Source organism: Thermobrachium celere DSM 8682 (assembly GCF_000430995.1).
Taxonomy (GTDB): domain Bacteria; phylum Bacillota; class Clostridia; order Clostridiales; family Caloramatoraceae; genus Thermobrachium; species Thermobrachium celere.
Genome location: NZ_HF952018.1, coordinates 1,959,287 through 1,974,124, shown reverse-complemented (window position 1 = coordinate 1,974,124; position 14,838 = coordinate 1,959,287). Strand labels below are relative to the sequence as shown.

Sequence of the window (14,838 nt, the reverse complement as noted above, 5' to 3'; positions counted from 1 at the left end):
AGGTTTGGCACCTCGATGTCGGCTCGTCGCATCCTGGGGCTGAAGTAGGTCCCAAGGGTTGGGCTGTTCGCCCATTAAAGCGGCACGCGAGCTGGGTTCAGAACGTCGTGAGACAGTTCGGTCCCTATCCGTCGCGGGCGTAGGAAATTTGAGAGGAGCTGTCCTTAGTACGAGAGGACCGGGATGGACGAACCTCTGGTGCACCAGTTGTCGCGCCAGCGGCACAGCTGGGTAGCCATGTTCGGATGGGATAAGCGCTGAAGGCATCTAAGCGCGAAGCCCACCTCAAGATGAGATTTCCCATAGCGTTAAGCTAGTAAGACCCCTGGAAGAACACCAGGTTGATAGGCCAGAGGTGTAAGCGTCGTAAGGCGTTTAGCTGACTGGTACTAATAGGTCGAGGGCTTGATCATATAGGCTGTGCAGTTTTGAAAGAACTAATCCGGTGACTATGCCGCGGAGGAAACACCCGTTCCATTCCAAACACTTTATTTAACCGCGGGCCGATGACACTGCACTAATGCGGTGTGGGAGAGTAGGTCGTTGCCGGATCAAACTTAATATTCCACGGTAGCTCAATGGTGGAGCATCCGGCTGTTAACCGGAGGGTTGGAGGTTCGAGTCCTCTCCGTGGAGCCATCTAGAATATATGAGGTTGCAAAAGCAACCTCTTTATTTTTGTTCAAAAAAAATTTGGAATTATTTATGAATAATTGTAATAAATTCTATATATTGATATAATAAGGATATGCACATATTGTGCACAAAAGTAGGGGGTGAGTAAATGGGTTTTTTTAATGATTTTAAAACTAATTTACAGGGGCAGTATGAGGAATGTTTAGCATATAAAAAACTATGTGAAAATGAGGGGTTTAATCCTTACAGGGACTTAAAATGTGAGGATGACTTATACTATGTTCCATTTATATTATCAACATCTTTCAAAAAATCCTATGGATTGTTTACCAAACTTTTAAGGGGAGATATTAAGGATATTTATAAATGGACTATATCAAGTAGCACTAGTGGGGATCCTAGTATAGTTGGTAGAAGCAAAGAGGATATTGATACTTTGCGAAGATTTGTTTTAGAAGATGAAATGAGGCATAAAATAGACAGAGATTATGAGTGTACATTTTTTCCTAAAGCCGAAGATATGAAGTCCTATAATAGAGGTATATTTTTAGATAAAGTATGTGAATCTTATTTAGGAAATATTGTTGACATCTATACTTACAGAGATGATACAATTCATCTTTTAAAGTTAAATAATAATAAATTTGAAGTTGATGTTCAATCTTTTATCAACTATATTCAAACACATAATGGAAAAAATCATAGAGCAGCCTTAGGAGGTTCAACCCCTCTTTTCTTTGGTACTGTAATAAGGTTGAAAGAGAATATTAAACCGGTAGAATTAGGTGATAAGTCATTTGTACACACAGGTGGAGGGGGATGGGATGGTAGAAAGGGAAATATAAACATTGGAACATTTATTGAAAGGTGGAGATTTGTAGAAGAAGTTTCAAATTTCTTGGGCATCCCACAAGAAAATTTTACAGACACATATTCCTTTACTGAGAATAGCTTTACTATGACTGGACACTATAGTAAAAACTATAGGGATTACCTATTCCATGTTCCAGAATATGCAAGAGTTATTGTAAGAGATATAAAGACATTAAAGCCTGTTAAAGAGGGAGAGAGAGGTTTTATTCAGGTACTTAATGCATATGGAACAAAATCTTTTGCTGGAGCAAGTGTTCTTGTTGATGATATTGGGGAAGTTGTATCTTATCATAGGTGTCCAGAATGTGGTTATGAGGGTATGGTTATAAAAATAATTGGAAGAGTAAAGGGGACTGAAGCTAAGGGCTGTGGTGCAACTTTAGGGGGTGATGGTGTTGGAAATAATTAAAAGAGATTATAATGATTGTATTGTTGATGTTCCAGTATATGATATTTCAGATATTCAATTAGTAATGGAAAAATTAAAAAGAAATAAAATTAATGCACATCAAATAGATACAAAGTATACAATTGACTTATTAGATGCATGCGCAAAAATGTGGTTAGATAGAGAATATTCCAAAATACATGTAGAAAATATAGCTAAAATAACTAATCAGAGCAAAGAACTGGTGTTATTTGAGCTTGAAGGTGTCATGAAGGGGCTTTTAAAGGAAAATGTTAATCTTCTTATCAATGAGGAATTGGGTAATATTGATATTTTGGATAATTGGGTTGAGACTTACTATGGTATGGTTCACAGGCAGCCGAGGGGACTTGTCTTTCATAATGTATCCGGTAATGCTTTTATAGTTATTCCAGTAAGTATTGCAATGGGGCTTATATCAAAAAATGTTAATTTAGTTAAAGTTTCAAAGGATGAACCTTATTTTGCCTATGCCTTTTATAAAAGTTTAGTTGAGTTAGATGAAAGTATAAAGGATAGATTATCAATCATATATTTTGATAGTTCATTAGCAGATATCTATGATTATATTGTTTCAAATAGTGATTGTGTAATTCATTGGGGAGGAAAGCAATCAAGAGATTATATGGCAAATCTCTGCTCAAAATATTCTATTCATTTTATTGAACATGGCCCTAAAGTAAGTTTTGAAGTAGTTGATAAAGAACCAAGTATAGAAGATATAAAAGGAATTGCACTTGATATGTCACTTTGGGAACAAAAAGCTTGTTTATCTCCACGAATTATATTTTTAAATGCAAAAATAAATAAAGAAGAGTTTTTGGAAGAATTAAAGAATGCGTTAGAAGAAACTTTAAATTATTTACCTAAAGGTTACTATGATTATTTTAGTTCTATTAAAACCCTTCAGGATAGACAGTATATGATATTAAAGAATATGGAAAATGATAATTTTAAGATTATAAGCAGTAAAACTTCAGACTATACTATTGTTTATTCCAATGATTTTCCAAATAACAGGGAAATTGATATGTGTTTTAGTAGGTTTATATATGTATGCCCGTATGAAAGTAAAGATCAAGTAATTGAATATATACAGAAAAACTTGAAGGGATATCTACAGACAATGGGATACTGTGGTGATGATTTGGATTTTATAGAAAAAGCAACATTATGTGGAGTAAGTATAGTAACAATGCCTGGTAGCATGTCTTTTCACAAGGCAGGTACATCTCATGATGGCATATACAATTTAAGCGAATTAACATATGTTGTAAGTCTACAAAAAGATTAAGGGGGAATTATTATGAAGGCTAAAGATTATTATAGGGGTTTTATTACAATTGATGATGCATTGAATTTTAAAAGAAATGATGTTAGGGAAAACTATAAAGAATATGTTAATTCAGCTGCAGTACAACTTTTAGGTCTACTTGATTTTGATAAGCACTTTGTAAAGGCAAAAGGAACAAAGGTTTACGATGAAGATGGAAGAGAATATATAGATTTTTTAGGTGGATATGGAGCGTTAAATATAGGTCATAATAATGATTATGTTTTAGAAAGGATAAAAAAGGTAATAGGACTTCCAAATATATTACAAGCTTCTATATATAACTTTGCAGGAGCTCTTGCTAAAAATCTTTCACTTTTAACTAATGGACATCTAAAGAGAAGCTTTTTTGCAAATAGTGGTGCAGAAGCGGTAGAGGGAGCCTTAAAAATTGCTAAAATTGCAAGTGGAAAAAGTAAAATAGCATATTGTCAAAATTCTTTTCATGGTAAATCAATGGGAGCATTATCTGTAACAGGAAGAGAAAAATACCAAAATCCATTTAAGCCTTTGGTTCCTGATTGTTATCCTGTTCCTTATGGAGATGATAGGGCCTTAGAAGAACTACTTAAAATAGGTGGGTTTGCAGCATTTATTGTGGAGCCTATACAGGGTGAGGGTGGAATAAATGTTCCACCTACAGGATATCTTAAAAGGGTAAGAGAGATATGTGATAAGTATGGTGTATATTTAATCATTGATGAAATTCAAACAGGCTTTGGAAGAACGGGTTATATGTTTGCTTATCAGTCGGAGGAAATAATTCCAGATATAGTTTGTTTTGCTAAATCAATAGGTGGAGGAATAATGCCAATAGGTGGATATATAGCAAAGGATGAAATATGGAAAAAGGCATATGGAACTGTAGATAAGGCCTTTTTACATACATCAACATTTGGAGGAAATACATTATCATGTGCTGCTGGTATTGCCACAATAGAATATATATTTGAAAATAGTTTAGACAAACAGGCAAGGGAAAAGGGAGATTATTTTATAAAAAGACTACATGAGCTTAAGTCTAAATATGAAGTTATAAAAGATGTTAGAGGAAGAGGTTTAATGATTGGAATTGAATTTGAAGAGCCAAAGGGAATATTAAATAAAATTACAGTTGGTAAGCTGTCAGAACTATCAAAGGAGTACTTTGCATCATTAGTTGCAGGAAAACTTATGAATGATTATGGAATAATAACAGCATATACATTAAACAATCCAAATGTTATAAGACTTGAACCACCATTAACTGTAGAATATGATGAGATAGATAGAGTAATATATGCTCTACAGGACATATTTGAAAAAAATAGTGGATTTTTAAGCTTAGGTTTGGAGAGTGGTAAGCAGGTAATAAGATCTTTCTTTAAAAAATAGTGGCTAATATTAAGCCACTATTTTTGTGAAACCCATGCATTGTCTTTGATGTAAAATCTCCAAGGATAAAATCTTGCTTCTTCTGCATAGTCAATGTTAATTCTTGTGGTTTCAACTATATCAAAGTTGTTGTAGCCAACATCTTCAAGATAGAGGATATCTGAAAATAAATGTATGCCATTTAGATTTTTATCAAGACCTAGTGCAAGACAGAGTTTAGAAGGACCATTGGTTAAATTTTTATATTGATTTTTAGTTATATTACTTAACTCATTTTTATATCTTAGATTACACATATATTCAATACCTTCAATAGGTTCAACAGCCCTAATTAAAACAGCACTAGGTTTTCCCTTTTCTTCAGTAACGATATTAAAGCAATAGTACATACCATATATGAAATATATATATGCATGGCCACCTTCTTCAAACATTACTTCATTTTTTTTGGTTCTTTTGTTATTATAAGAATGTGCTGCTTTATCATGTGGACCTATATAGGCTTCTGTTTCAACTATTCTAGCAACAAGTTTGTGACCGTTAATATTTCTTACAATGTTTTTACCGAGAAGTTCCTTAGCGACTGTTAAAGTATCTCTTAAATAAAATTCTTTTGTAAGCATAACTACCTCCAGAAAGGAATGATATTTTGAATAGAATATATGTTACATTGCGAATAATATTGTTTTTAATATTAAGTGCATTAGGATTATATATTTCAGAAGCAGCATTAAATTATTTATCCATTTATTTTAAAAATGAATATTTATTTAATGTGATACATTCTTTAATATCTGTTTTAATTGTATTATTTAATATCAGGATTTTTGTTAAAGGAAATTTATTAGAATTTATCAATTTAGATATTAAGAAAATAAACTATAAAAAACTTATTAACATTTTATTGTTTACATTTATAGTTAATATATTTATTACAATTGTTCTTTTAGGTATTAAAAAGTATTATGTATATAATTATATATGGGATAAGCTTTATATTGAAGATATAGTAGCTGTTATTTTAACAGGATTAATTATATCATTATCATTTGCTTTTATAGAAGAGATTATATTGAGAGGTTTTATTTTAAATACTCTTCCCTTTAAAAAGAAGACATCAGTATTAATAGTTGCGCTAGTTTATGTAGTTTTTAACGTGTTAAGTAGAGGCTTTAATTTAATATTTATGCTTAACTTATTTTTATACTCTATGTTTTTAAATTTGATATATATTAAATATAATAATTTGATTTATACACTTGCTGCTAATTTTATATGGTTTTTTACATCAAACTTTATATTTTCATTAAGTTTCGAACCAGATAAGTTAGATTTTTTATCTGTTATAAATTTAATTTATGGTAATTATGATATAATAAGCGGTGGAGAGTATGGTATATTTGGAAGCATTATATTTTTAATAGTGATGTCTTTAGCTGATATTTATGTTTTAAAATGGATGGGTGTATTTAATAGACGTACTTTAGAAGGTTAGATATCTATAAAGACAGTATATATACATATATACTGTCTTTTTTATTTTTTTAAGTTTTTATGTAAAAAAGAAAAAAAGGAAAATACAACAGGAATTTTCTATGATAACTAATGTTAATAGATAAAAATTTAATTTTAAAATATCTAACAATATGATACTATATTTAGTGTTTAGGTTATATAATAATACTAAATATAGTAAGGGGCGGTTTTTATGGGATTTTCTAATAATGCTATAAAGGTTCTTGAAAAAAGATATTTAGCAAAGGATGAAAATGGAAACATACTAGAAACTCCAGATGATATGTTACATAGGGTAGCAAAAACAGTTGCAGAGGCAGATAAATTTTATGATGAGAATGCAGACGTGCAAAAGACAGAAAAAATATTTTATGAGATGATGAAAAGTTTAAACTTTCTCCCTAATTCTCCAACTTTAATGAATGCAGGAAGGCCTCTTGGTCAGCTTTCTGCTTGCTTTGTGCTTCCTGTTGAAGACTCAATGGAGGGGATATTTGACTCTATAAAAAATGCAGCACTTATTCATAAATCCGGTGGTGGAACAGGGTTTAGCTTTTCAAGATTAAGACCGAGTGGTTCAAGTGTAAAATCAACTGGAGGAGTTGCTTCAGGTCCTGTAAGTTTTATGAAGGTATTTGATGCAGCAACAGAAGCAGTAAAGCAGGGGGGAACCAGAAGGGGTGCAAATATGGGAATTCTTAGGGTTGATCACCCTGACATTCTAGAGTTTATAAGGTGTAAAGAAGACAATAATGCGATAAATAATTTTAACATAAGTGTAGCAGTAACAGAAAAATTTATGGAGGCTGTGATAAAGGGAGAGGACTATGATTTAATAGATCCAAACACTAAAAAAGTAAAGGGAAGATTAAATGCAAGAGAAGTATTTGACTTAATAGTTAAAATGGCTTGGAAGAATGGAGAACCTGGTATAGTTTTTATAGATAGGATGAATAAGTTTAATCCTACGCCTCATTTGGGTGAAATAGAGAGTACTAATCCTTGTTTGCATAAAGATACATTGATATCCACAAAGGAAGGGTTGAAGAAGATATCTGAACTGTATAGCGAGTATGGGGACAAAGAGGTTGAAATATTAACAGATAACAGGGTATTGAATGAAGGAATTGGAGTTAAGCTAAGGAGTGCAAAAATAATAAAAACAGGAATTAGAAGAACATTAAGGATAGAGTTAAGCAATGGACAATATCTTATATTGACACCAGAACATAAGGTTATGACTGTAGATGGATGGAAGATGGCTAAAGATTTATCTGTAGAAGACGAAGTTTTGATACAAAGTGGAGAAGGTGTGCTTGTAAAGGAAGATAGTATTGGAAGGGAACTTGGATTTTTATTAGGATATATATTAGGAGATGGTTGGCTCACCTTTGATGGAAAGGTTTTAGGTGCTGTGTTTGCAGAAAATGAAAAGTATATAATGGATAAAATACAGGAGATTTCTCAGAAATATAATGGTGGAAAAGGAATAGTAAATAAGAGGGAAAACGGTATTTGGCAAATATTGTTTAAAAGGAAGGAATTTGTTGAAAAGATAAAGGAACTTGGAATAGAAGCAAAAAGGGCACCTTTTAAGAGGGTTCCTAAGGCTATATTTACAGCGTCTAAAGAGACAATTGCAGCTTTTTTAGATGGTATTTTTAGTGCAGATGGTACTGTAAATTATGTAGATGAAGATCATAGGGATATTAGATTGTCTTCTGCTTCTAAGGATTTACTATTTGATGTTCAATTAATTCTTTTAAATTTAGGAATAACAAGTAAGATTTATAATAGAACCAAGAAAAATCAATCACAGTTTAAATATAGGAATAAAAATGGCGAAGAAAAGACTTATACAAGCAATAACTTTTATGAATTGATTATAAATGGAAATGATATTATTAAATTTAAAGAGGTTATAGGTGCCTTAACACATAAAGAAAAGAATCAAAAATTAAATGAGATTTGTAGAGAATCGCGTAAGAACATATATTATAAGTTTAAAGTTAAAGAGATAAAAGAATGGGAAGAGTGTGAGGTTTATGATGTTATAGAACCAGTTACAAATTCACTCATAGCAAATGGAATAGTAGTTCACAATTGCGGTGAGCAGCCTCTACTTCCTTTTGAAAGCTGCAATTTAGGGTCAATAAATCTTGCAAATATGGTTAAGTGGAATGGAAAAGAATATGAAGTAGATTACCAACTTTTAGAGGAGACTGTATTTAATGCAGTTCACTTTTTAGATAATGTAATTGATGTAAATGTATATCCTTTAAGGGAAATAGAGGCTATGACAAAAAGAACAAGGAAAATAGGTCTTGGTGTGATGGGATTTGCAGATATGCTGATAAAACTAAATATACCTTATAATTCAGAAAAGGCAGTAGAGTTTGCAGAGAATATAATGAAATTTATAAATGATAAATCAAAAGAGGCAAGTAGAAGACTTGCAAAATCAAGGGGAGCATTTCCAGAATTTAAAAATAGTATATATAGGGATGGAGAGCCTTTAAGGAATGCAACTACAACAACAATAGCACCGACAGGAACAATAAGCATATTAGCAGGTGTTTCATCAGGTATAGAGCCCCTTTTTGCATTAGCTTTTTGGAGAAATGTATTAGATAATGAAAAGCTTGTGGAGGTTAACTATTTACTTGAAGATGTATTAAAAAAGAGAGGAATTTATTCAAAGGATCTTATAGATAAAATAGCTGAAAAGGGTACATTAGAAGGTATAAAGGAAGTTCCTGATGAAATTAAGAAGATATTTGTAACAGCCCACGAAATAGAACCGATATGGCATATAAAGATGCAGGCAGCCTTCCAAAAATACACCGATAATGCGGTTTCAAAAACAGTAAACTTTAAAAATTCAGCAACTGTCGAAGATGTAAAGACTGTTTATCTTCTTGCCTATAGGCTTGGATGTAAGGGAGTTACAATATATAGAGATGGAAGTAGAGAAGGTCAAGTTATAAATATAGGAAAAAATAAGGAAGCTAAGGCAGATGAGCATATTCCAAGAGAGCGCCCAGAAATAACAATGGGAATTACTGAAAAGGTAAGGGTAGGATGCGGAAATCTATATATTACTGTTAATTATGATGATAATGGAATATGTGAAGTATTCACTAATGTGGGCAAAGCAGGTGGTTGTCCATCACAATCTGAGGCAACTGCAAGGCTTGTTTCCATTGCATTAAGAAGTGGAATGGATGTGAAGGAAATAATAGAACAGTTAAAGGGAATAAGATGTCATTCAACATTAAGACAGAGGGCAAATAATAAGGATATTAAGGTATTATCCTGTCCTGATGCAATAGCAAGGACTATTGAAACTTTACTTGATATAAAGAGAGTTAATGGATTTAAGGATTTTAATATTAAACCTGCTGAGGAAATAGAAGACCTTATTGCAAATTCTAGTAAGAAATCAAAAATTAAATGTCCAGAATGTGGTAATGAAATAACTCATCAGGATGGCTGTGTAATATGCCCAAGTTGTGGGTATTCTAAATGTAGTTAGGGTGTAGAAGTATTTCTACACCCTAAATTTATTTATAGTACTATTAAGATTTTCAGAAAGATTTATTAGATTATCTGCCTGAAGTTTTATATTTTTGATTTCTTCAATTTGATTTAAAACATGCAGTGAAGATGTTTGGGCTGTTTCTAAAAATTGCTCTGATACAGCTAAAGTATTTTTTATACTGTTTTCAAGGGTACTGCTTTTACCTGTAATTTCATTTATTATGTCGTACATGCTGTTTAACGAATTTAACATTTTTTCTACTGTGCCATTTAAATATTCAAAGGAATCTTCTGTTGTTTTTACGGCTTCGCTTTGAATTAGTATGTTTTCTTTTATAGTTTGTGTATATTCGATTGTAGAATTAGTTAGTTTCTGTATGTCTTCAATAATTTTTCTTATATTGTTTGTAGATAGACGTGTTTCTTCTGACAGCTTTCTTATTTCATTTGCGACAACAGAAAAACTTCTTCCAGCTTCTCCAGCTCGTGCAGCCTCAATAGAAGCATTAAGTGCAAGTAGATTTGTTTGATAGGATATCTGATTAATTACATTTACAACAGAATTTATATTTTTTATATGATTTACAAGTAGCTCTATCTGTCTTTCAACATCATGCATTGACTTAATTGTATAATTGTTCTTTTCTTTTAGGTTATTTATAGATTGTAATGCAATCTTATTTGATCCTTCTATATTGTAGCTTTCATTAATAAGTTCACATCTTTTTTCATCTAGTATTTTAGCGTCATGCACAAAAGCTTTAGCTATTTCAATAGAATTTGATATTTCTCTTTTTTGGTTTTCAGTACCAGATGATATCTCTTGCATAGCTATTTCAACTATATCTGAACTTTTAAATAATGATGATGTATCATTATTTAGATTTTGTGATGAAGTCATTAATATATCTGAGGCTGTCTTTATTTCTTCTATCAGTTGCTTCATATTTGTTTGCATTTTATTTACATATTTTGAAAGCTCACCAAATTCATCATGGGACTCAATATTTACATCTACTGTCAAATCTCCTTGTCCAATTACATCCATATGTTTAGCTAATTTCTTTAATTTTTTATTTATGTTGTTTGAAAACATATATCCTATGCCAACTGAAATTACTATGAATATAAAAAATACAAAAGCCATTGTATAGAACATAAATAGTGATTTAGAATAAATATCTTTTTTATTTAGTTGAGCAACTATTTTCCAGTTAGACTTAAAATTGTTTTGATAGAATATAAAGCTTTTGGTGTTATTAAAATAAGTTTGCTTTAAAGCCTTTTTACCTTCTATTACATCCTTTATTATATTTTTATCCTTTATATATTCTCCAATATTTTTATCGATATATTGTGCCTGTCTAGTTGTAATTATCTTACCGTCTTGATCTATAAGAAATACTTGTCCGCTATTTTCTGTAACAAATCCCTCAAAAGCTTTTAGAAAGTCTGTCAATGAAATGGTAAATCCAACTATTCCAGCAATATTGTTTTCATTATCATATATGGTTTTTGCAACAATTATGGATGTTTTATTGTTATCCTTTTCTTTTATAGTACTACTCCAGTAGGGATTATTGAAATTTTTTATAGTTTTATTATAGATTTCTGAGGTTGTAGATATATCTATATTTAAACTGTTGTTAGGAAAGAAGAAGGTTTTACCATTGACGTTTGATATAAATACATTTCTTATATTTACATTTGATGACATAGCCTTTTTAAACTCATCAGAAAGTTCTTCTGAATTTAAATCATATACATGTGTTTTAATTGTTTTGTTTTCACAAAAGAGTGTAAGTAACCCTTCAAAGGAAGTTAGTTTTTCATTTATTAAGTTATTTAACTTTTCTGATGTCTGTTGAATTGAGCTGGTGTAATTCTTTTCAATAGTTTTTATTAAGAAGGAGCTAGAAATGAAATTGAATATTAATACAGGAAGAAGTGATATTAGAATCATAGCAGTTATAATTTGAGATTTTACTGTTTTTAAGTTGAAATTTTTTAAATTTAGCTTATATATTTTTAGTTTATCAAGCTTTATTTTCTTTAATTTAAATTCAAATTTTTTAAAGTTTAATTTAAGTTTTTTGGGTTTAAATTTTGGCAGTTTAATTTTAGGCAATCCATTAAACTTCATATATATTACCCCCTAAGTGTTCTCAATAATAAATATAAGGTTGTAATAGCATAAAAACAACAAAATAGGACAAATTTTAACATAATTAACGTAGATTTAACGTAATTTTTAATTAACGTAGATTTAACATATAAAAAAATATTGATTTACATACTAGTTTTAAAATTTAATTAACAAAACAAAAGGGTGATACTATGGATGAATTAAGGGAACTTCAAAGGATAATAAGTGAAAGAAATATTAGGACTTTTTTTCAACCTATAGTTAATGTAAAAAGCGTGAAGGTTTTAGGATATGAGGCTTTATCAAGGGGACCTGAAGGAAGTATTTTAGAAAGACCGGATAAGTTGTTTGATGTGGCTAAAAAATATGGCTTATTGTGGGAGCTTGAGTATCTTTGTAGAACTTTAGCTATAGAGAGGGCTAAAGAGAATAATATAAGTGAGTATCTTTTTTTAAATGTAGATCCACAGATAATTAAAGATCCAAAGTTTAAGGAAGGATTTACAAATGAGTTTTTAAGAACAAACAATCTATCTCCTGATAATATAATCTTTGAAATAACTGAAAAGACAGCTATAGAAGATTACAAGTCCTTTAGGGAGGTATTAGAACATTATAAAAAGCAGGGCTATAAGATTGCTATTGATGATACAGGTGAAGGATATTCAGGTTTTAGGCTTATTACTGAAACAAAGCCTCAATTTATAAAACTTGACATGGCTTTAATAAGAAATATAGATAAAGATAGTTTTAAGCAGGCTCTATGTAAAAACTTACTTTCTTTAAGTAGGATAACAAATATGAAGCTTATTGCAGAGGGAGTAGAAACTATTGATGAGCTTAGCTTTTTAATTGAAGCAGGTGTAGAACTTGTACAAGGCTATCTAATAGCAAGACCAAGTCAGAGTATCAATGATATAGATGAAAAAATAAAGGATCAGATAATATTTTTAATAAACGAAAAGACTAAAAAGCTTACCTATAATGCCAAAACATGTCCTATAGGTAAAATTGTAAGGTTTGATATACCAGTTAAAGAAGATACAAAAGGTAAAGATATAAAAGAACATTTTAATAAGTATTCTGTACAGGGAGTAGTTGTTGTAAGGGATGATTACCCAATTGGACTTGTTATGAAGAGTGAATTGACCTTTGCTTTGGCAAAGCCTTATGGTAATGAAATCTATTTAAATAGACCGGTTAGCATTATAATGAATAAATCTCCTCTTGTTGTAGACTATAATTTACCTATTTCAGAAGTAGCACAGCTTGCAATGTCAAGAAAAGAGGAAAACTTATATGATTATGTAGTAGTAACAAAAGAAAATAAGTATTATGGTATAGTTACAGTTAAAAAGCTATTAGAGTATGCTATGGAACTAGAGCTAAACTATGCAAGACATTTAAATCCATTAACAGGGCTTCCTGGGAATTTAATTATAGAAGAAAAGATAAATGAGTTAATTAAAAGTGGGACAAGCACCTCTATATTATATATAGATCTAGATAATTTTAAGCCCTTCAATGATTTATATGGATTTGAAAACGGAGATAGGGTAATAAGAATGCTTTCGGATATTTTGCTTCAAGTAACTAAAGATTATGAGGATTGTTTTGTTGGGCATATTGGTGGAGATGATTTTATAGTTATTTTAAATATCAATTCAAACATAGAGGGGCTTTGTAGAAGTATAATCAGAGAATTTGATAGAAGAATAAGATCCTTCTATACTATAAAAGATTTAAATAATGGTTATGTAATATCAACAAACAGAGAAGGAAAAGAAGTAATATTTCCACTAGTTTCGGTATCTATAGCGTGTATGATTAGAAGCCTTGAAGGGTTTAATTCAGCAAAGGAAGTAGGAGAATATTTATCTGTAATAAAAAAGCAGTGTAAGTTAACAAAGGGAAGCTGTTTTATAATTGGTTGATGTATATAAAATTATTACAAACAAAAAATAAAATTAAGAGTTAACCTAGATTTAACAAGAATATGCAGGAACTTAACAATTCAAAATTATAAAATGTAATTGTAAGATGAAACAATAAAATGAAAGGGGAAAAATTATGAAGGCTAAGAAGTTTATAACATTAGCGTTAACTGCGGTTTTATCACTATCAATGATTTCATGTGCAGGTCAAAAGAGCAAGTCACTAAGTGGAACAATTAAAATTGATGGATCAAGTACAGTGTATCCAATAACTCAAGCAGTGGCAGAAGAGTTTAAGAAGGAAAATCAAGGAGTAGAAATAACAGTTGGTGTTTCAGGAACAGGTGGAGGATTTAAGAAGTTTGTAGTTGGTGAAATCGATATAAACAATGCATCAAGACATGTAAAACAAGAAGAACTAGATAAGGCTAAGGCAAATGGAATAGAAATGACTGAAGTACAAGTTGCATTCGATGGAATAGCAGTTGTTGTTAATAAACAAAATGACTGGGCAAAGGATATGACAGTAGAAGAACTAAAGATGATCTGGGATAAGGACTCAAAGGTTCAATACTGGAGCGATGTAAGACCAGAATGGCCGAAGGAAAAAATAAAGTTATATGGTCCAGGAACTGATTCAGGAACATTTGAGTACTTTACAGAAGCAATAAATGGTAAAGCAAAGCAAATTAGAGCAGACTATACTGCAAGTGAAGATGACAATGTTCTTGTTCAAGGTGTTGCTGGAGATAAATACGCTATGGGATTCTTTGGTTTAGCTTACTATGAAGAAAACATGGATAAGTTAAATGTAGTTAAGGTAAATGGTGTAGAACCAACAGTAGAAACTGTTAAGAATGGAACATATAAGCCACTATCAAGACCACTATTTATATATGTTTCAAATAAGGCCCTTGAAAGACCAGAAGTTAAGGAATTTGTTAAGTTCTACTTAACAAAGGGTAAGGACTTAGTTAAGGAAGTTGGATATATTCCAATGGAAGATTCTAAGTATCAAGAAGAATTAAACAAGATTAAATAATTTAGGCACCCTAATGGG

The 14,838-nt window shown here is 31.0% G+C and carries 9 protein-coding genes, 1 tRNA gene, 1 rRNA gene and 2 other annotated features; of the genes, 9 read left to right on the top strand and 2 right to left on the bottom strand.

The window, feature by feature from the left end; genetic code table 11:
* Positions 1–9: 9 nt before the first annotated feature.
* Positions 10–119 (top strand) — a sequence feature (23S ribosomal RNA rRNA prediction is too short).
* Between the two features lie 19 nt (positions 120–138).
* Positions 139–401, top strand: a sequence feature (23S ribosomal RNA rRNA prediction is too short).
* Between the two features lie 40 nt (positions 402–441).
* The 5 genes from rrf (at position 442) to TCEL_RS10345 (ending at position 4,643) form a co-directional block, all read left to right on the top strand.
* Positions 442–552: ribosomal RNA gene (gene rrf, locus TCEL_RS14410) — 5S ribosomal RNA — on the top strand.
* 12 nt (positions 553–564) lie between these two features.
* A tRNA-Asn gene (locus TCEL_RS10360) sits at positions 565–639 on the top strand.
* 145 nt (positions 640–784) lie between these two features.
* Positions 785–1,918 carry a LuxE/PaaK family acyltransferase gene (locus TCEL_RS10355; protein ID WP_018663801.1) on the top strand — a complete coding sequence of 378 codons (1,134 nt, stop codon included), beginning with the start codon at positions 785–787 and terminating at the stop codon, positions 1,916–1,918.
* On the top strand, positions 1,905–3,230 hold the full coding sequence (locus tag TCEL_RS10350; protein WP_018663800.1) for an acyl-CoA reductase: 1,326 nt from the start codon (positions 1,905–1,907) through the stop codon (positions 3,228–3,230). The genes TCEL_RS10355 and TCEL_RS10350 overlap by 14 nt, the downstream gene beginning before the upstream one ends.
* Before the next feature lie 12 nt (positions 3,231–3,242).
* Complete coding sequence (locus tag TCEL_RS10345; RefSeq protein WP_018663799.1) at positions 3,243–4,643, top strand: aspartate aminotransferase family protein; 1,401 nt, start codon at positions 3,243–3,245, stop codon at positions 4,641–4,643.
* Positions 4,644–4,660: 17 nt separating this feature from the next.
* Here TCEL_RS10345 and TCEL_RS10340 read toward each other — a convergent pair whose 3' ends face one another.
* Positions 4,661–5,266: a DNA-3-methyladenine glycosylase gene (locus tag TCEL_RS10340; RefSeq protein WP_018663798.1), complete on the bottom strand. Its 606-nt coding sequence runs from the start codon at positions 5,264–5,266 to the stop codon at positions 4,661–4,663.
* A gap of 26 nt (positions 5,267–5,292) precedes the next feature.
* Between TCEL_RS10340 and TCEL_RS10335 the strand changes: the two genes are divergently transcribed.
* Positions 5,293–6,138, top strand: a complete 846-nt coding sequence (locus tag TCEL_RS10335; protein ID WP_018663797.1) for a CPBP family glutamic-type intramembrane protease — start codon at positions 5,293–5,295, stop codon at positions 6,136–6,138.
* Between the two features lie 213 nt (positions 6,139–6,351).
* The gene (locus TCEL_RS10330) at positions 6,352–9,693 is read left to right on the top strand and encodes a TSCPD domain-containing protein (RefSeq protein WP_018663796.1); all 3,342 of its coding nucleotides are present in this window, start codon (positions 6,352–6,354) and stop codon (positions 9,691–9,693) included.
* 15 nt (positions 9,694–9,708) lie between these two features.
* Here TCEL_RS10330 and TCEL_RS10325 read toward each other — a convergent pair whose 3' ends face one another.
* Complete coding sequence (locus tag TCEL_RS10325) at positions 9,709–11,841, bottom strand: methyl-accepting chemotaxis protein (RefSeq protein ID WP_018663795.1); 2,133 nt, start codon at positions 11,839–11,841, stop codon at positions 9,709–9,711.
* Positions 11,842–12,035: 194 nt separating this feature from the next.
* Between TCEL_RS10325 and TCEL_RS10320 the strand changes: the two genes are divergently transcribed.
* Positions 12,036–13,778, top strand: coding sequence for a GGDEF domain-containing protein (locus TCEL_RS10320; RefSeq protein ID WP_018663794.1), 1,743 nt, complete (start codon positions 12,036–12,038; stop codon positions 13,776–13,778).
* A 136-nt stretch (positions 13,779–13,914) separates the two neighbouring features.
* The gene (locus TCEL_RS10315; RefSeq protein ID WP_018663793.1) at positions 13,915–14,820 is read left to right on the top strand and encodes a PstS family phosphate ABC transporter substrate-binding protein; all 906 of its coding nucleotides are present in this window, start codon (positions 13,915–13,917) and stop codon (positions 14,818–14,820) included.
* The last annotated feature ends 18 nt before the right edge of the window (positions 14,821–14,838 follow it).